The sequence below is a fragment of the Enterococcus eurekensis genome (genome assembly GCF_042654605.1).
Classification (GTDB): Bacteria; Bacillota; Bacilli; order Lactobacillales; family Enterococcaceae; genus Enterococcus_I; species Enterococcus_I eurekensis.
Map to the genome: position 1 here is coordinate 20,482 of NZ_JBHSGT010000017.1, position 19,364 is coordinate 39,845.

Genomic DNA, 19,364 nt, shown 5'->3' on the forward strand with positions numbered 1-19,364 from the left:
ATGAAAAAAATATTAGTAGCAAACCGTGGAGAAATTGCAACGCGCGTTTTTCGTGCCTGTGCAGAGTTAAAAATTAAAACAGTCGGCATTTATGCCCAAGAAGATGAATATTCTGTTCATCGTTTCAAAGCAGACGAAGCCTATGTTGTTGGTAAAGGCAAACGTCCAATTGATGCTTATTTAGATATTGAAGATATCATTCGAATTGCAAAAGACTCCGGAGCTGAAGGGATTCACCCAGGTTATGGTTTCTTATCTGAAAACTTAGAGTTCGCTCGCCGTTGTGAAGAAGAAGGTCTGATTTTTATCGGTCCAACGACGCACCATTTAGATATTTTTGGTGATAAAATTAAAGCCAAACAAGCAGCGATTGAAGCAGGCGTTCAGTCAATCCCTGGTACAGATGGTCCAATTGACTCCATTGAAGATGTCTTAGCTTTTGCGGACGAATATGGCTATCCTGTTATGATTAAAGCCGCTCTTGGTGGTGGTGGTCGTGGAATGCGCGTGGCGCACAATGAAGCTGAAGCTAGAGAAGGGTATGATCGAGCGAAGAGTGAAGCGAAAGCGGCTTTTGGTAGTGATGAAGTTTATGTTGAAAAATATATTAGTCAACCAAAACATATTGAAGTTCAAATTTTAGGTGATACACACGGCAACGTGATTCACTTATTTGAACGTGACTGTTCGGTGCAACGTCGTCATCAAAAAGTCGTTGAAGTAGCCCCTTGTGTCTCAATGTCAGCTGAACAACGGAAAGAAATTTGTCAAGCAGCGGTTAAATTAATGAGCCACGTAGGTTATGTAAATGCGGGTACAGTTGAATTCTTAGTTGAAGGCGATAATTTTTACTTTATCGAGGTTAATCCTCGTGTTCAGGTGGAACATACAATTACTGAATTAATCACGGATGTTGATATCGTGACTAGTCAAATCTTGATTGCTCAAGGATTAGATTTACATAAAGAAATTGGTATCCCGACACAAGATAAACTAACCTTTGAAGGTGCAGCAATTCAATGTCGTGTGACGACTGAAGATCCGTTAAATAACTTCATGCCAGACACGGGTAAAATTGATACTTATCGTTCACCAGGTGGTTTTGGTGTACGTTTAGACGTGGGTAATGCATATGCCGGTGCTGTTGTTACGCCGTATTTTGATTCATTACTTGTTAAAGTTTGTACACATGGTGCAACGTTTGAACAAGCAATTAGCAAAATGGAACGTAGCTTGAAAGAGTTCCGTATTCGTGGAGTGGAAACCAACTTAGCCTTTATGCGTAATGTTGTGCAACACCCAGAGTTTCGTACTGGTAAAGCTCATACAACCTTTATCGATACAACGCCTGAATTATTTGAATTCCCGCGTACAAGAGACCGTGGCAACAAGACAATGAAATATATTGCCGAGATCACAATTAATGGTTTCCCTGGAATTGAAAAGAATCGCAAAAAATATTTTGATGCACCACGTATCCCTAAAAAGTTGGAGCTTGTTGAGCCAAAAATATTAACAGCGAAAAGCATTTTAGATACACAAGGTGCTGATGCTGTATCGAAGTGGATTTTAGATCAAAAGAATGTCTTACTAACGGATACGACTTTCCGTGATGCGCATCAAAGTTTATTAGCAACACGTGTTCGAACGACTGATATCGCTAAAATTGCGACGCAAACCGAGCAAGCCATTCCAACTTTATTCTCAAGCGAGATGTGGGGCGGGGCGACTTTTGATGTTTCGTATCGTTTCTTAACTGAAGATCCGTGGGAAAGATTGCGCACGATTCGTAAACGCATGCCAAATACGTTATTACAAATGTTATTCCGTGGTTCGAATGCGGTTGGTTATTCCAACTATCCAGATAATGTTATTGTTGAATTCATCAATGAAGCAGCTAGTCAAGGAATTGACGTATTCCGTATTTTTGACAGTTTAAATTGGATTCCACAAATGGAAAAGAGTATTCAAGCGGTCCGAGATGCAGGTAAAATGGCAGAAGCGGCGATTTGTTATACAGGTGATATTAACGATCCAAGTCGTGCTAAATATAACGTCCAATACTATATCGATATGGCAAAAGAGCTACAAGCGTTAGGAGCTCATACGATTGCGATTAAAGATATGGCCGGACTCTTAATGCCACAAGCTTCTTATCGTTTAATTAGTGAATTGAAAGCAGCTATTGATATCCCAATTCATTTGCATACACATGATACAAGCGGAAACGGGATTATCACATACTCAGCGGCAGTAACGGCTGGGGTCGACATTGTCGATGTGGCAATTAGTGCGATGAGTAGTCATACGAGCCAACCAAGCTTAAGTAGTTTATATTATGCTTTGGTCAACGGAAAACGCGTACCAGATGTTGAAATTAAAAAAGTTCAAAAATTAAATCACTACTGGGAAGATGTTCGTTTATACTACAAAGCCTTTGAAAATGGTTTAAATGCACCGCAAACAGAAGTTTATCTACATGAGATGCCAGGTGGTCAATACTCAAACTTACAACAACAAGCTAAAGCAACTGGTTTAGGTGATCGTTGGGATGAAATTACTGCAATGTATCGCCACGTCAACATGATGTTTGGTGATATCGTTAAAGTTACACCTTCTTCAAAAGTTGTAGGTGATATGGCACTCTTTATGGTCCAAAATAATCTAACCGAAGAAGCGATTTATGAACGAGGCATGGAATTAAGTTTCCCAGAATCAGTTGTGAGCTTCTTTAGAGGTGATTTAGGTCAACCAGTGGGTGGCTTCCCGAAAAAATTACAGTCGATCATTTTAAAAGGAAAAGAAGCATACGATGTTCGACCAGGATCATTAGCAGCGCCAGTTAATTTCGATGAAGTAAAATCGGAACTTACTCAACTAATCGGTTATGAGCCAAAACAAGAAGAGGTTTTGAGCTACTTAATGTATCCAGAAGTATTTTTAACGTACCGTAAATCTTATGACATGTTTGCAGATGTTAAAGTCTTAGATACACCAACATTCTTTTATGGTATGCGTTTAGGTGAAAGAATTAACGTCGAAATTGAAAAAGGAAAAGTCTTAATTATTCATCTAGATGATATTGGCGAGCCTGACCTAGAAGGAAATCGAACATTGTTCTTTAACTTGAATGGTCAACGTCGTGAAATCGTCGTTAAAGACAATTCAATTAAGAGTACGGTTCAAGCCAAACGAAAAGTTGAACCAACGAATAAAGAACAATATGGGGCAACAATGTCAGGTTCTGTCTTAGAAGTCAGTGTCAAACGTGGCGATAAAGTTAAACGTGGCGATACTTTATTAGTGACGGAAGCCATGAAAATGGAAACAGCGATTCAATCACGTTTTGATGGTGTAGTTGAACATATTCATGTAACGGCCGGTGAACCAATTCAATCCGGTGACTTATTAATTGAAGTCCGTGAAAAATAATGAAATGAAAATTTAAAGAAGAGGAGGTGGATTTTGTGAAACGGCGAGGACTGCTTTTTGTCGGGATATTGTTGCTTTGTTTTATCGGTGTGTATTTACAACCGATAATTTCATACAAAGCTTCACCTCAACCAATTCAACCGACAATTCACAAAGAACCACCTTCAACGACTTTAAATACGCAAAAAATCACAACAGAAGGCTTAGCTGTTTGGATTGGTGAACCGATTACTAAGTTTGAACAATTTGTAGGCTCCGCAACAAGCGTTACTGATTCGGGTTTTGAATTTAAGTATCATACGTACCAAACGAGTGAAATGGGCTACTTAGAAGTCGCGACAACCAGTCAAAAAATTAACAGCATTAAAGTCTTGCGCTCTGGTGAAATGGATATTACACCTTTTTACTTTGAAATGGACTTGCAAGATGTGACGAAGTTTACCACGATTTCGCCGAATATTACATTTGACTATCGTGGCGATACGTATAGTTTAGAATTGATGGAAGACGATATGAATTATCGACCGCTTATTGCTTTTGATAATGGAACGTATGCTATTTTATTTTTTGATCATCGTCAAACGTCACGAGGCTTATATAGTTTGATGTATCTAGATGTGGAAACGCTACTTAAATTATCGCCTTATCTAGTGACAGAAGGCTCAGATATTCATTATGTAGCACAAAAAAATGCTGATTGGGAACAAATTAATCGTGAGAATATGGTAAAAAGCTTAAATACGATGCAACGCTTACGCAAAAATTTTGGCTTTCAACGGTATCAGACTGACTTTGGGTTACAAAATAAATCAGAAAAACTTTTAACACATTTTTTAGAAAATCCAGAAGAAATTTTATCAACCGAGCGTTTGCAATCGTTACAGCGAGTGGCTCGCTATGAAGAACATCAAACGTGGATTTTAAGTAATAAAGAAGCAAAGAACCTTTTAGAAAAAGAATCCGATGATATCACCATGCATTTTGAAATGCCTGTCTATGATCCAATCTTTACGATCATGTCATGGTACAATAACCCCTATTTAGTGACGCATCTTTATTTTGAAAAATTGGAATCAATAGGGATTGCCTTCTCTAAAGAAAATGTGTTAGTCTTATTTCAAGAAGTTAAAAATACAACAGAAAGTAGTGACTAACATTGATTTATAATGATCATTTTTTTGATATTGAGGATCAAACGCAACGAGTGATTGATCAAATCTTTAAAAGTCATTCTTTTAAAGAATATATAGCTAAAAAAAAAGAAATGTATGTTGATAGTGAAGTTGCGACTATCCGCCAAGAATTCTTAGATAAAAAAGAAGCTTTTGACCGGATTGCTGAATATGGGAAGCATGCACCGGATTACCGTGATCGTCAAAGAGGGTTACGTAAAGCCAAACGTGCACTAGATTTACATCCAAAAGTTGCAGAATTTCGTTTAGCTGAAACCCAATTACAAGGGATTTTGGACGAGATTATTATTAAAATTGCTGCAACCTTTTCTGAGGATGTCATTGTTGAAACAGGGAATCCATTTTTTGAAAAAGGATCCTCATGTAAAGGAGGCTGTAGCCATGGGTGAGTTCGTATTCCAAAAACGAAGAGGTTTAATTATTTGGGTTTACAGCTTAAAACAGTTAAAAAATTTAAGACGTTTTGGACTGATTCATTTTGTGTCACATAAAATGAAGTATGTCGTTCTTTATGTGAATGAAGAAAACGTCGATGAAGTGATTCAAAAAGTTAACCGACTCCATTTTGTTCGTCGAGTAGAAATGTCATTTAGACCAGATATTGAAATGAACTTTGCTGACAAAATTGGCACGAAGGCAGCTTACCAAGTTGAAGAAGAACCTTCTGAAGATGAAACAAAAGAAGAAGTTGCAACAGAAGGCCAACTTGTAACTAATCGTTAATAATATCGGACAGCTTAATTCTCATTCAAACAATTCAGTAGATGACCCATCGTTGTCTCACGTTCGTTTACTGAGAAGAGAGCTGTTTTTTTAATTTGAGGAGTGACAAAAATGCGAGTAATTTCAGGAGATTATCGTGGTAGAAGATTAAAAAGCTTATCTGGTGACAATACACGACCAACTAGTGATAAAGTGAAAGAATCGATTTTTAATATGATTGGTCCGTATTTTAATGGTGGGGAGGTCTTGGATCTTTTTGCTGGCAGTGGTGGTCTTGCAATTGAAGCCGTCTCACGCGGCATGGATCACGCGGTTTGCGTTGATCGAAACTATCAAGCGATAAATGTTATTAAAGAAAACATTCAGATTATAAAAGAAATAGAAAAATTTGAAGTTATTAAAGGCGATGCGAAGCAAGTCATTCAGCGTTTAGCAATCAATGGTAGAGTCTTTGATTTAGTTTTCTTAGACCCGCCATACGCTCAACAAGCGGTTGTCGAAGATTTAGAGAAAATGTTAGCAACTAAGATGATTGCTTCAAATGCTCTGATTGTCTGTGAAACAGATAAAAAATTTGAATTACCGGAAAAAATAGGTACACTAGAACAAACACGTCGCCAGGTCTACGGCTTAGCAGCGATTACGATTTACCGAAATGAGGAACAATAATGAAAAAAATTGCTTTATTCCCAGGAAGTTTTGATCCTTTAACAATGGGACACCTAGACACAATTCGTCGTGGCGCAAAATTATTTGATGAATTAATTATCGGTGTTTTTGTAAATAGTAATAAAAAAATTTTCTTTACAGCAGAAGAAAAAGTTCAATTAATTGAAGAAGCGGTTAAGGACATTCCAAATGTACGTGTCGTTTTTCAAGAAACAGAACTGACGGTGGTAACCGCGAAACGCTTAGGTGCTTCAATTTTACTTCGTGGTATTCGTAGCATGAAAGATTATGAGTATGAACGGGATATTATGGAAATGAATTATCATTTAGATCCGGAAATCGAAACAGTTTTCTTATTAGCTCGCTCGAAGTACAATCATATTAGTTCAAGTTTATTAAAAGAAGTCCTATTGTTTGATGGGGATGTTAAACCGTACTTACCAGAAAATGTTTATCAATTAATGATGAAGAAGCGTGATGCTAAATGAAGAAAAAATTTTCAGTCAAATATTTACTATTACTAATCGTAGCAATTTTTATTGCGGCTAGTGTTTTTTTACCAGTTCCATACTTTATTCAAAGACCAGGTTCGACTGTACCTTTGGCTGAATTAGTGACGGTCAATGGGCAAGAAGATGATGCTCCAGGATCGTATTCATTGACCTCAGTTGGCGTTTACCAAGGAACCGCTTTACGTCTTTTACAAGCCAAATTTGACCCTTTTTCTGAAATAATCAGTGAAGAAGAAATGTTTGGAGGGGCAACGAGTGAAGAATACAATCAAATGCAAGAGTATTTTATGACCTCATCACAAAACAGTGCAATTGAGCAGGCCTTAAAACTAGCTGATAAGCCGTATCATTTTGAATTTAAAGGGGTCTATGTGATGCATATTGATCCTGCTTCAGATTTTATCGACAAGTTAGCGGTGGGTGATACGGTTGTCGAAGTCGATGGGAAACAATTTGAAAGTTCACAAGAATTTATGGATTATGTTCAAAATAAAAAAGTTGGCGATACGGTTATGATTAAATTCTTACGTAATGGTAGCGAAAATAAAGCTAGTGGACAATTAATCGAGTTACCCAGTAATCAAAAGGCAGGCATCGGTATTAGTCTAGTTGATCACACTGCCATTTCTTCAGATGAGAAGATTGAGTTTCATGTTGAAAATATTGGCGGTCCTTCTGCAGGACTGATGTTTACTTTACAAATCTATGATCAACTGGTTGAAGCTGATTTGCGTAAAGGACGTAAAATTGCAGGAACGGGCACGATGAACTTAGATGGAACAGTCGGTCGAATCGGTGGAATTGATAAAAAAATTGCAAGTGCGGCCCAAGAAGGAACGGAAATCTTCTTTGCACCAGACGATCCAATTACGGATGAGATGAAAAAAGACTTTCCAGGAATTCAATCTAACTATCAAGAGGCGAAGGATGCTTTAGAAAAATTAGATTCAAATATGAAAATTGTGCCAGTTAAAACCTTAAAAGATGCCGTTGATTATTTAGTGAATAATCCATAAGTAAGAAGACAAAAAAGAGTCCGACTTTTTAGCTCGGACTCTTTTTTTTTGAAAAATAAGATCTCTACTCCATTTGCATCCAAGAAGGTTCTAAAGAGTTGCCATCTGGATCTTGAACTTCTAAACCATACATTATACTTTCAGGTATACCCATGTCGACATGGTGAACGGATCCACCATTTTCTTCGGCTTTTTTACCAAAAGCTTTGACGGCATCAACGCTATCTAAACTAAAAGCAATCAGTGCACCACTGACTTTTTGTGTATCGGCAATTTCTTTGTCTTTTATAAATTTGCGATAAAAATTATGGGTCAAGAGCATAATCCAAAAAGTATCATCCCAAACCATAGAGGCGGCATTATCATCAGAAAATTCTTTGTTTTGTTGAAAACCTAAAGCCGTGTAAAATTCAATTGAGCGTGATAAATCAGTGACGGGGAAATTAACAAATACCATTGCTGCCATGGTGATTCCTCTTTTCTAATTTTATTTTACAAAGCAATTATTGCATGTGTTTCTTTTAACTGTCCATTTTAGGGGCTTAGGAAACGGCCCATAAATTTTTATTGACAACGGTTTGCTAAAAAATTCGGTGTCTGAAGGAAATCAATGTTAAATCATAAGATAGTTTGATTGACTTAACCGGACTGTAATTGTGGTATTTTCTACGCGTTGAATAACTTGGACTCTCTTCTTTTTTAGTGTTTATCTGTTGGCATTATATGGTATAATTTCTTTTGAGGAGTGTGAATATATTGGAACTTAAAAGACAACAACCAATTGTAGAAGCGTACCATTTTGATATGCGTGATCCAAAAAATACAGAAGCAAAAACAAAGATTAACGTGGGGTTTGCGCCGTTTCCTGCACCTGATGAAAATTATCCAAAAGAAAATAGTATTTTAGCAGCGCGTTTGCAATTTGAAGTCGTTTTCCCAGACTTTATTATTAGTGGTGCAATCGGCCAAATTAATCATTTTATCAACCGTAAAGTAACGAAACAAGAAGATTTAACTCAAGAAGAAGGCAATACACTTGTAGCGCCGTTATTTGATATGTTACAACGCCTAACGTATGAAATGACAGAAATTGTAACGGATCAACCAGGAATTAATTTAAACTTCAGTCAAGAAGGGGAATAGGAGACAATTATGTTTTCAAATAAAATTCAATTAATGCTTTACGTGGATGATGTCGTAAAAGCACGTGATTTTTGGCTAAGTTTGGATTTCACGCTTGTAGAGGAACAAGAAATGGACGGCACGCTAGTCGTTGAAGTGGCCTTAGCAGGTGACAGCCAAGTTCATTTTGTTATTTATGATCGCGAATTCATTGAAAAACATTCGCCTGAAGTGGCAACAAATTCACCATCACTGATGTTTTTCACCGATGATATTTTTGGACTGTATAAAAAAGTTCAAGCACAAGGTGTGAACCTAGGCGAGATGGTTCAATTATCGGATCAATTGGTCTTTAACTTTTCAGACACCGACGGTCATTTCTTTGCTGTAACTGGCAAAGCCAAAGAATAGTCAGTTAAAAACTGAACCACGACAATTTCTGGTTGAATTGCCCGACAATCGCGAGACGTTGCTAACGAATCGCTAAGGGAATCAAACGAGAGAGAAGTGGCTCAGTTTTTTTGTATTTACTAGGAGGTGTAATCAATGAAAACGTATGTCTATGTATTGAGCGATATCCATGGTCAACTCGATCTTTTTGAAAAATTATTAGAAGATTTTGATCCAGTTAATCACCAGCTTGTTTTAATTGGTGATTTAAACGACCGTGGTCCAAAGAGTAAAGCGTGTTTTTTAAAAGGCAAAGAGTTGGTTGAAAAATATCAAGCTATTTATTTACGTGGCAATCACGAAGATTATTTTTTGAAATTCTTAGCGAATCCTGAAGAGGTGGCGGATAGGTATTGGCTGAATGGGGGTCGTGAGACGATTAATAGCTTGTTACATCCAGGAGCAACGGAAGAATACTCACCGACAGAAATGGCAATGATGATGCGTGGACACTATAAAGAGCTAATCGAATTTTTAAAAAATTTGCCTTACTATTTTGAATGGGGTAAGTATCTTTTTGTACATGCAGGAGTTAATTTAGCTCTTAAAGACTGGCATCAAACGACACCACGAGAACTTATGTGGATTCGTGACGATTTCCATCAAGGAGTCAATCATACTGGAAAAACGATTGTCTTTGGCCATACGATTACACCTAGCTTACACGGTGACAATCGAACAACGGATCTATGGTTTTCTGATAATAAAATTGGTATTGATGGTGGGGCCATTTATGGCGGTTCGGTTCATGGTGTGATTTTCGATAAAAAAGGCATTGTGCAAGATATTGAATATCAAAAAATGACTGCATCATGGAATCCTAATCAATAGAAAGAAAAGAGTGAGTATATGGCAATCGAGACAAATCAACAGATTATTCAATTATTAATTAAAGAATTACCACAATATAAATCGAGTCAAATTAAGACAGTTCTAGCGTTATTACATGAGGGGAATACGGTTCCCTTTATCGCACGCTATCGAAAAGAAATGACAGACGCGCTCGACGAAGTTCAGATTCGTGAAATTGAAGAGCGATATAATTATTTAGAAAACTTAGAAAAACGTAAATCAGAAGTTTTACGGATTATAGAAGAACAGGAAAAATTGACCCCTGAACTTGAAAAAGCGATTCAAAAGGCGGTTAAATTACAAGAGGTCGAAGATTTATATCGTCCATACAAACAAAAGCGTCGTACAAAAGCCACAATTGCGAAAGAAAAAGGCTTGGAGCCCTTAGCCAATTGGATTTTAACGTTTCCAACAAGTTCAATTGAAGTGAAAGCCCAGGAATTTTTAACCGATGAAGTCGTTTCAGTTAAAGACGCGTTGCAAGGAGTCCATGAAATTTTGGCAGAACAAATTGGGGACTCATCGCAGTACCGCACGTGGATTCGTGAGTACTTCTTTAAAAAAGGAAGCTATGTTAGTACAGTTAAAGATGAAAAGCTAGATGAGAAAAAAGTTTATGAAATGTACTATGATTTTTCTGAACCGATTCAAAAAATGGTTTCCCATCGAATTTTAGCGACCAATCGTGGTGAAAAAGAAGGGATTTTAAAAGTTCAGTTGGAAGTTCCAGAAGAATTAATTGAAAATTACTTTTATAAACAATTAATCAAAAATCAACAATCAACAGCGGTTCCCTTTGTACAAGCAGCATATCAAGATGCCTACAAACGTTTTATTGCGCCAAGTGTAGAACGAGAAATTCGAAATGCGTTGACGGAAGAAGCCGATGAACAAGCGATTGGAATTTTTGGTGAAAACTTACGAAATCTATTACTACAGTCTCCACTTAAAGGCAAAGTCGTTTTAGGTTTTGACCCGGCTTATCGAACTGGTTGTAAATTGGCTGTGATTGATGAGACAGGGAAATTGCTGAACACAACAGTCATTTATCCACATGCCTCATCTGAAGCGCGCCATCAAGAAGCACAAAAAACATTCTTGAAATTATTAGAAACGTATCAAGTTGAGATGGTCGCTATCGGCAATGGAACGGCTAGTCGGGAATCGGAATTATTTGTGGCGGAATTATTGAAACAAGTCAAAAGAGAAGTATTCTTTGTGATTGTCAATGAGGCCGGAGCATCGGTTTATTCAGCGAGTGATGTTGCACGACAAGAGTTTCCCAATCTTCAAGTTGAAGAACGAAGCGCTATTAGCATTGGGCGTCGACTCCAAGACCCATTAGCTGAACTTGTAAAAATTGAACCTAAAGCGGTTGGCGTAGGGCAATACCAACATGATGTTTCGCAAAAAAGATTGAATGAACAATTGGACTTTGTAATCGAAACAGTTGTTAACCAAGTGGGGGTTGATTTAAATACAGCCAGTCCACAGTTACTCGTCCATGTAGCTGGCTTAAATAAAACGACAGCTCAAAATATTTTTAATTATCGTGAAGAAAACGGCGCCTTTAACCAACGGAACCAATTAAAGAAAGTTCCTCGATTAGGACCAAAAGCTTATGAACAAGCAGTAGGTTTTTTACGTATCCCAGATGGAAAAAATATTTTAGATAATACAGGTATTCATCCAGAAAGTTATTCAATTGCTAAAGAAATTTTATCATTAGCTAATGTCGAACTTAAAACGCTAGGTACGAAAGAAGCGAGCCAAAAATTAAAGGCACTTGTTCCAGCAAATGTCGCTGAAAAGTTAGCAGTCGGACAAGAAACGGTCACAGATATTTTACATGCATTGGCTGATCCAGGCCGCGACATGCGTGATTCGATGCCAGCACCATTGTTACGTCAAGATGTCTTATCAATGGAAGATTTAAAAGTTGGTATGGAATTAAAAGGAACAATTCGTAATGTCATTGATTTTGGAGCGTTCGTTGATATTGGGGTGAAACAAGACGGTTTAGTCCATCTATCAAAACTTAGTCAAAAGTTTGTTAAACATCCTAAAGATGTCGTTGCTGTAGGTGACATTGTCAATGTCTGGGTTGAAGGAGTCGACATCGCTAAAGGACGTATTAGTTTAACGATGGTTGAGCCAAAATCTGAAAAAAAGGGTAAAGCTTAAGAGAATATTTTTTTTAAGTAAAAGAATTGCTATTTTCAAGAACATGTAAGATAATTGTTAACGTTCGTAGAAAAGACGATTGTGAAATGAAACCCTTGAGAAATGAGGAAATCAAAATAATGTTTAATAATGAAAATACAATATACCATTTTATTGGAATTAAAGGCTCTGGTATGAGTTCACTGGCTCTTGTCTTACATGAAAAAGGCTTTAAAGTTCAAGGATCCGACGTTGAAGAGTACTTTTTTACTCAACGTGATTTAGAAAAAGCAGGAATTCCATTATTTGTTTTTAATAAAGAAAATATTACAGCCGGATTAACCGTGATTGCAGGTAATGCCTTTCCAGATACGCACCCTGAAATTGTACGTGCGAAAGAATTAGGTTTAGAAGTTATTCGCTATCACAAGTTTTTAGGTGACTTGATTCAAAACTATACAAGTATAGGTGTGACAGGTTCACATGGGAAAACAAGTACAACTGGTTTGTTGGCGCATGTGTTGTCAGGAATCAAACCGACAAGTTTCTTGATTGGTGATGGTACGGGTCATGGCGATGAATTAGCTGAATTCTTTGCTTTTGAAGCTTGTGAGTACCGTCGTCATTTCTTAGCTTATTCACCAAATTATGTAATTATGACGAACATCGACTTTGATCATCCAGATTATTATGAAAGCATTCAAGATGTTTTCTCGGCTTTCCAATCAATGGCTGAAAATGTCAATAAAGGGATTATTGCTTTTGGAGACGATCCTTATTTACGCCAATTAAAAGTCGATGTACCTGTTTATTACTATGGTGTCGAAGAAAATGATGATTTTAGAGCAACTAATATTGAACGTTCAACACAAGGTTCTTCTTTTGATGTATCATTTAAAGGTGAACAAATCGGACGTTTCTTAGTGCCTTCTTTTGGCCAACACAACATTAACAATGCGTTGAGCGTGATAGCGGTTTGTTATTTAGAAGGGTTAGCAATGGAAGCTGTCGCAGCTGAAATGTTAACTTTCAAAGGGGTTAAACGCCGCTTTAGTGAAAAAATCGTGGCTGATATGACAATTGTCGATGATTACGCACATCATCCAGCTGAAATCCGTGCAACAATTGATGGCGCTCGTCAAAAATATCCTGACAAAGAAATTATTGCGGTTTTCCAACCACATACGTTTACAAGAACGATTGCTTTAATGGATGAATTTGCGGAAGCTCTTGATTTAGCCGATAAAGTTTATTTATGTGATATTTTTGGTTCGGCACGTGAATCACAAGGTTCTGTCCGAATTGAAGATCTAGGTGAAAAAATTCAAAAAGGCGGACAAGTAATCAAAGAAGACAATGTTTCGCCATTACTTGATCACGGGGATGCGGTTATGATTTTCATGGGCGCAGGCGATGTTCAAAAATTTGAACGTGCTTATGAAACGTTATTAAGTAACACCACTCGCAATCGCTTATAATTTAAAAGAAAGCAACCTTTTGAAGTGACCATGCTTCTAGAGGTTGTTTTTTTATATAATATGCTAGTAAATTTAATCGTAAAAACATGAATCTTTTATGAATATTAACGTTTCATACTTGCACTTTTGGCTACCTTTGATAAAATAATAGATATTATAAACCTTGGGGGTTACTATTTTGAATATTGGGAAACCACGTAAAATAGGAAAAACAATTGAAGAAATCGAAGAAGGCGATTCGTTATCTTTAACAGAAGTAATTGAGGATCAACAAATTTTGCTTTATTTAGGACTAACAAATGATGCTAATCCGTTATATATTCAGCATGATTATGCTACTCAAACGGAATTTGAACAACCAATCGTGCCATCGATTATGTTGACTGGAATTATTACAAGTGCCGTTTCGAAGCACTTGCCAGGACCGGGTTCACATGTTGTTAATTTATCGGTAAATTTTGTCGAACCTGTTTATCATTATGAAACAATCACTTTTACTTTTGAAGTGATTAAAGTCGATAAAATGAAAGAGGTCGTAACGATTTCTGTTGAAGCGATGAATGCTTCCGATCATCGTGTACTCGATGCGGTTGTTTTAGTACAACCACCAAGTCATCAATCTAAGGAGGAGATATAATTGAATAATACAGCAATTGAAACAAAAGGCTTGAATCAATTTTATTCAAAAGTCTATGGAATTTTTAGTTTAGGTTTAGCAATTACGGCAATAACAGCGTACTTGGCAATGGGATTTTTCTTTGAACAAACGGTTAGTATTATTTCTGGATTTCCATTTGGTCTAACTGGTTTATGGATAGTTCAAATTATTTTAGTTTTACTGTTAAGTGCAAAAGCACAGAAAAATCCATCGTTAACAGTTGCGGGCTTTATCGTTTACTCGCTACTTATGGGTTTTATCTTGGCAGTTACTTTAGCGGCTTACTCGATGGCTGATGTAGCGAAAGCTTTTGGAGTTGCTAGTATTACTTTTGTTGGGATGTCTATTTTTGGTGTTATGACTAAAAAAGATTTGACCGGTATGGGTCGTGCAGCGATTGGATTGTTATGGGGTGTTATCGTTGCGACGCTTATTAATTTATTTTTAGGTAGTGCAGCAATTGATTACTTCTTATCTTATGTTACGGTAATTATTTTCGTTGGTTTAATTGCCTATGATAATCAAAGAATTCGTCACATGTATCAAGCAACAATTGGTCAAGACAATACAGGAATTGCAGCTTTTATGGCACTACAATTGTACTTAGACTTTATTAACTTATTCTTGTCATTATTAAGAATTTTTTCAAGAGACTAAAAGATAACATAAACTAGTGTGGGACTCAATTGTAGAGTGTCACACTAGTTTTTTTATATCGATTTTAAAAACTAGCGAATTAATCGCATTCCTTGGATATCTTTGTTAAAATGATTAAGGACGAAAAAAGAAGGAGCGTAACTCAATGAAAAATAAATTACTTTTAATCGATGGCAACAGTGTGGCTTTTCGTGCATTCTATGCTTTACATAATTCATTGGATCGATTCAAAAATAACAATGGTTTACATACAAATGCGATTTATGCTTTTCATACAATGTTTGATAACATGATGGCTAGAGAAAATCCCACCCACGTTTTAGTTGCTTTTGATGCAGGGAGAACGACATTTAGACATGAATGGTACGATGAATATAAAGGTGGCCGCTCAAAGACCCCTAGTGAATTTAAAGAACAAATGCCTTATATTCGCGAGTTGATTAATGCTTTAGGTGTGGAGCATTATGAACTAGATAACTATGAAGCAGACGATATCATCGGAACGTTAGCGAAGCAAGTTGATAAAGAGAAATTTGACGTGGTTGTTTTAACTGGTGATAGAGATTTAACGCAGTTAGTAACAGATGATGTAACGGTTAATATTACATTAAAAGGCGTTAGCGAAGTTGAAGTTTGTACGCCAGAGTTTATTGCTGAAAAATATCAAGGGTTATCACCATTACAAATTATTGACTTAAAAGGTTTGGCTGGTGATGCGTCAGATAATATTCCGGGTGTCACAAAAGTCGGTGAAAAAACAGCGATTAAGTTATTGAATGAGTTTGGTTCGATTGAGGGAATTTATGAACATATCGATTCATTGAAGAAGAGCAAAATGAAAGAAAACTTGATTAATGATAAAGAGCAAGCTTTCTTATCAAAGAAATTAGCAACAATTCATACGGACTCACCAATTACGGTCCAAGTGGAAGATTTAAAATATGAAGGGAAAGATATAGATAAGTTAATTCCTTTTTATAAAGAGATGAATTTCAATACATTCTTAGAAAAATTAAACATTGTCGAAGAAGTCTCAGAGTTAGAAGCAATTGATTTCGAAGTTGTTACTCAAACAACAGACGAAATGTTCCAAGATGAATCAGCTCTATACGTGGAAATGCTAAGTGAAAATTACCATGTAGGTGAGATTGTTGGTCTTGTCTGGGGAACCAAAGAGAAAGTCTATGTTTCAAAAGACCTAGCTATTTTAGAACAAACCCCGTTTAAGAATTGGCTAGAAGATGCTTCGAAGAAAAAGCATGTTTATGACGCTAAACGAACCATTGTTGCGTTGTCTAAGGAAGGCGTTCAATTAAAAGGCTGTACCTTTGATATTCTATTAGCAGCTTATTTATTAAATACGAATGATCAAAGCAATGATATTTCTGCAGTAGCGCACCATTATGGCTATGATGCGATTCATTCAGATACAATGATTTATGGCAAGGGCGCAAAAATCGCTGTACCCGAGGATGATGTTTTATTTGAGCATCTTGCACGTAAAGTGGTTGCCATCGAATGGTTAAGCACACAATTAGTAACGGAATTAAAAGAAAAAGAGCAAGTCTCTTTATTCTATGAAATTGAATTACCATTATCCGAAGTACTAGCTGAAATGGAAATTTTAGGGATTACGGTTGATGGACATCGTTTAGAACAAATGAAAGGTGAATTTGCGGAACGTTTAAATGCGATTGAGCAAAAAATTTATGAACTTGCTGGCGAGAAATTTAATTTGAATTCACCGAAGCAATTAGGTGTGATTTTATTTGAAAAAATGGGCTTACCTGTTATTAAGAAAACCAAAACGGGTTATTCAACAGCGGTCGATGTTTTGGAACAACTACGTGAGCAAGCACCAATTGTTGATGATATTTTAGTTTATCGTCAAATTGCCAAAATTCAATCGACTTATGTTGAAGGTCTGCTAAAAATGATTCAAGCTGATGGGCGCGTGCATACGCGTTATGTCCAAACATTAACACAAACAGGACGCTTAAGCTCGGTGGATCCAAACTTGCAAAATATTCCAATTCGTTTAGAAGAAGGACGAAAAATACGTGAAGCTTTCATCCCCAAAAAAGAAGATTGGCTAATTTATTCATCGGATTATTCGCAAATTGAATTACGCGTACTCGCTCATATTTCAAACGATGAACACTTGAAACAAGCCTTTGTTGAAGGTCAAGACATTCATACAAGTACAGCAATGCGTGTCTTTGGAATTGATGATGCAAAACAAGTTACTCCCAATATGCGTCGTGATGCAAAAGCGGTGAACTTTGGAATTGTTTATGGTATTTCAGACTATGGCTTGTCGCAAAACTTAGGTATTACTCGAAAAGAAGCGCAACAATATATCGACACCTATTTTAAACGTTACCCAGGTGTTAAAGAATATATGGAGTCAGTTGTCAGAGAAGCAAAAGACACAGGATATGTCGAAACATTATTTCAGCGTCGCCGCTATTTACCAGATATTAATTCAAGAAACTTTAATTTACGTTCTTTTGCTGAACGAACAGCAATTAACTCACCAATTCAAGGGAGCGCCGCAGATATTTTAAAGATTGCGATGATTCATTTAGCGAAACGCTTAAAAGAAGAAAAATTAGAAGCAAACATGCTGTTACAAGTACATGATGAGTTGGTATTTGAAGTGCCAGCAACGGAGCTAGAAAAGTTAGATCAACTAGTTAAAGAATCGATGGAAACAGCGGTATCTTTACATGTTCCTTTAACCACGGATAGTAGTTGGGGAAAAACATGGTATGAAGCAAAATAAGGGAGGTTTCTAACGTGCCAGAATTACCAGAAGTAGAAACCGTTAGAAAAGGTCTACAACAATTAGTTTTAGGAAAGACGATTGCCAAAGTCGAAGTGTTTTGGCCGAGAATCATTGAGATGCCAGAAGTCCCAATTTTTCAAGAATATCTTATCGGACAAACAATTGAAGCGATGAGTCGTCGTGGAAAATTTTTGATTTTTAAATTAAGTCAGTTTGACTTGGTTTCTCATTTACGGATGGAGGGCAAGTATGAATTTTTTACCCGAAATCAAGAAGTCATGATTACGAAACATACACACGTGATTTTTCATTTTACCGATGGCAGTCAATTGCAGTACCGTGACGTTCGCAAGTTTGGTCGGATGGCATTAGTCGGTAAAGACCAAAGTTCGGAGTACAAAGGAATTAAGCAACTAGGTCCAGAACCACTGTCGACTGATTTTAAGTTGGACGCTTTTGAGAAAGCTCTATCGTTAAAGACGATGGCTATCAAACCCTTGTTGTTAAATCAAAAAATTGTCGTTGGTTTAGGGAATATTTATGTAGACGAAGCCCTTTGGTTCGCTAAAATTCATCCAGAGCGTCCAGCGAACAGTTTGACAAAAGAGGAAATTGGTTTGCTTTATGAAGGGACAATCAAGGTACTAGGTAATGCCGTTGAAGCGGGCGGAACCACGATTCGCTCGTATGTCAATGCATTAGGTGAGATTGGAGAGTTTCAAGTGTCGTTAGTTGTTTATGATCAAACAGGCAAATCTTGTCCACGTTGTCAAACACCCATTGAAAAAATAAAAGTGGCGCAACGCGGTACGCATTTCTGTCCAACTTGTCAAAAGAAAGTCGGTGGGTAAGTGATGGGATTTGTATTAGGTTTAACAGGTGGAATCGCAACCGGTAAAAGTACAGTCGTAAAAACCTTTCGTGAATATGGTTTTCCAATCGTTGATGGTGATGAAGTTGCCCGTGAAATTGTGGAAATAGGGCAGCCAGCACTGACAGCGATCGAAGCAGAGTTTGGCGAGGAGGTTCTCTTGGAAAATGGGGAATTGGATCGTAAAAAACTAGGACAGATTATTTTTTCCCATCCAGAGAAACGTCAAGTTTTAGATCAATTATTGGATCCTTTTTTACGTAAGGCCATTTTGGCGAAAATAATCGCTAGTAAGCAAAAATCTCGTCTAGTCGTTGTTGATATCCCTTTATTATTTGAAGCAGGTTATACGGATAATATAGATGAAATTGCGACGGTTTACGTTCCAGAAGACATTCAATTACAACGCTTAATGCAACGCGATGATTTATCGGAAGTAGAAGCGAAAAAACGAATTGCTAGTCAATGGCCAATTGAAGAGAAAAAAGAGAAAAGTCAAATTATCTTTGATAATCAAGGATCAATAGCTGAAACCAAAGCACAAGTGGTTGCATGGTTAAAAGCACAACAATATATTTAAGTCAGAAAGAGGCAGCGAATTTTCGTTTTGCCTCTTTTTATTTTCAATAAACCGAGAAATCATTGAAATGTCAAAAAACGCACCTTGTTTTTTCATAAAAGTAAAAAAACCTTGAAAAATGTATAAGGAATTGAGGTTTATCCGCAAGTAAATCGAAAAACCATGTTATAATATAGCTACTTAGAGTGTTCATATTGAAT

At 36.9% G+C, this 19,364-nt stretch carries 18 protein-coding genes; 17 read left to right on the plus strand and 1 reads right to left on the minus strand.

Translation table 11 applies throughout. From position 1 onward, the window contains the following. The 7 genes from ACFO3L_RS02550 to ACFO3L_RS02580 all read left to right on the plus strand — a co-directional run bounded on the left by ACFO3L_RS02550 (nucleotide 1) and on the right by ACFO3L_RS02580 (nucleotide 7,545). The gene (locus tag ACFO3L_RS02550) at nucleotides 1-3,432 is read left to right on the plus strand and encodes a pyruvate carboxylase (protein WP_379963523.1); all 3,432 of its coding nucleotides are present in this window, start codon (nucleotides 1-3) and stop codon (nucleotides 3,430-3,432) included. Nucleotides 3,433-3,467: 35 nt separating this feature from the next. Continuing rightward, nucleotides 3,468-4,586 (plus strand): CAP-associated domain-containing protein, encoded by a 1,119-nt coding sequence (locus ACFO3L_RS02555; protein ID WP_379963525.1) that lies wholly within the window; start codon nucleotides 3,468-3,470, stop codon nucleotides 4,584-4,586. A 2-nt stretch (nucleotides 4,587-4,588) separates the two neighbouring features. After that, nucleotides 4,589-5,014, plus strand: a complete 426-nt coding sequence (locus ACFO3L_RS02560; protein ID WP_379963527.1) for a YlbF/YmcA family competence regulator — start codon at nucleotides 4,589-4,591, stop codon at nucleotides 5,012-5,014. Further along, the gene (locus ACFO3L_RS02565) at nucleotides 5,007-5,348 is read left to right on the plus strand and encodes a YlbG family protein (RefSeq protein ID WP_379963529.1); all 342 of its coding nucleotides are present in this window, start codon (nucleotides 5,007-5,009) and stop codon (nucleotides 5,346-5,348) included. Before ACFO3L_RS02560 ends, ACFO3L_RS02565 begins: the two co-directional genes overlap by 8 nt. 111 nt (nucleotides 5,349-5,459) lie before the next feature. Beyond that, entirely contained in the window at nucleotides 5,460-6,017 is a 558-nt protein-coding gene (gene rsmD, locus ACFO3L_RS02570; RefSeq protein ID WP_379963531.1) for a 16S rRNA (guanine(966)-N(2))-methyltransferase RsmD, read from the plus strand. Beyond that, entirely contained in the window at nucleotides 6,017-6,505 is a 489-nt protein-coding gene (gene coaD / locus ACFO3L_RS02575; RefSeq protein WP_379963533.1) for a pantetheine-phosphate adenylyltransferase, read from the plus strand. The genes rsmD and coaD overlap by 1 nt, the downstream gene beginning before the upstream one ends. After that, a complete protein-coding gene (locus tag ACFO3L_RS02580; RefSeq protein ID WP_379963535.1) occupies nucleotides 6,502-7,545 on the plus strand; it encodes a SepM family pheromone-processing serine protease in 1,044 nt (347 codons plus the stop codon). The genes coaD and ACFO3L_RS02580 overlap by 4 nt, the downstream gene beginning before the upstream one ends. A 64-nt stretch (nucleotides 7,546-7,609) precedes the next feature. On the opposite strand, the gene ACFO3L_RS02585 is transcribed toward ACFO3L_RS02580, so the two are convergent. Beyond that, entirely contained in the window at nucleotides 7,610-8,011 is a 402-nt protein-coding gene (locus ACFO3L_RS02585) for a VOC family protein (protein WP_379963537.1), read from the minus strand. Between the two features lie 290 nt (nucleotides 8,012-8,301). Here ACFO3L_RS02585 and ACFO3L_RS02590 point away from each other — a divergent pair, with 290 nt between their 5' ends. The 10 genes from ACFO3L_RS02590 (at nucleotide 8,302) to coaE (ending at nucleotide 19,164) form a co-directional block, all read left to right on the plus strand. Beyond that, nucleotides 8,302-8,688 (plus strand): DUF1149 family protein, encoded by a 387-nt coding sequence (locus tag ACFO3L_RS02590; RefSeq protein ID WP_379963539.1) that lies wholly within the window; start codon nucleotides 8,302-8,304, stop codon nucleotides 8,686-8,688. Nucleotides 8,689-8,697: 9 nt separating this feature from the next. After that, a complete protein-coding gene (locus ACFO3L_RS02595) occupies nucleotides 8,698-9,078 on the plus strand; it encodes a VOC family protein (protein ID WP_379963541.1) in 381 nt (126 codons plus the stop codon). Between the two features lie 135 nt (nucleotides 9,079-9,213). Then, nucleotides 9,214-9,948 (plus strand): metallophosphoesterase family protein, encoded by a 735-nt coding sequence (locus tag ACFO3L_RS02600; protein ID WP_379963543.1) that lies wholly within the window; start codon nucleotides 9,214-9,216, stop codon nucleotides 9,946-9,948. Nucleotides 9,949-9,966: 18 nt separating this feature from the next. Beyond that, the gene (locus ACFO3L_RS02605) at nucleotides 9,967-12,153 is read left to right on the plus strand and encodes a Tex family protein (RefSeq protein ID WP_379963545.1); all 2,187 of its coding nucleotides are present in this window, start codon (nucleotides 9,967-9,969) and stop codon (nucleotides 12,151-12,153) included. A gap of 119 nt (nucleotides 12,154-12,272) precedes the next feature. Then, on the plus strand, nucleotides 12,273-13,610 hold the full coding sequence (gene murC, locus ACFO3L_RS02610; RefSeq protein WP_379963547.1) for a UDP-N-acetylmuramate--L-alanine ligase: 1,338 nt from the start codon (nucleotides 12,273-12,275) through the stop codon (nucleotides 13,608-13,610). Between the two features lie 178 nt (nucleotides 13,611-13,788). Next, nucleotides 13,789-14,247, plus strand: a complete 459-nt coding sequence (locus ACFO3L_RS02615; protein WP_379963549.1) for a MaoC/PaaZ C-terminal domain-containing protein — start codon at nucleotides 13,789-13,791, stop codon at nucleotides 14,245-14,247. Continuing rightward, nucleotides 14,248-14,925 carry a Bax inhibitor-1/YccA family protein gene (locus ACFO3L_RS02620; protein ID WP_379963551.1) on the plus strand — a complete coding sequence of 226 codons (678 nt, stop codon included), beginning with the start codon at nucleotides 14,248-14,250 and terminating at the stop codon, nucleotides 14,923-14,925. A gap of 145 nt (nucleotides 14,926-15,070) precedes the next feature. Next, nucleotides 15,071-17,710, plus strand: a complete 2,640-nt coding sequence (gene polA / locus ACFO3L_RS02625; protein ID WP_379963553.1) for a DNA polymerase I — start codon at nucleotides 15,071-15,073, stop codon at nucleotides 17,708-17,710. Nucleotides 17,711-17,724: 14 nt separating this feature from the next. Continuing rightward, nucleotides 17,725-18,564 carry a DNA-formamidopyrimidine glycosylase gene (gene mutM / locus ACFO3L_RS02630; RefSeq protein ID WP_379963555.1) on the plus strand — a complete coding sequence of 280 codons (840 nt, stop codon included), beginning with the start codon at nucleotides 17,725-17,727 and terminating at the stop codon, nucleotides 18,562-18,564. Between the two features lie 3 nt (nucleotides 18,565-18,567). Continuing rightward, complete coding sequence (gene coaE / locus ACFO3L_RS02635; RefSeq protein WP_379963557.1) at nucleotides 18,568-19,164, plus strand: dephospho-CoA kinase; 597 nt, start codon at nucleotides 18,568-18,570, stop codon at nucleotides 19,162-19,164. The last annotated feature ends 200 nt before the right edge of the window (nucleotides 19,165-19,364 follow it).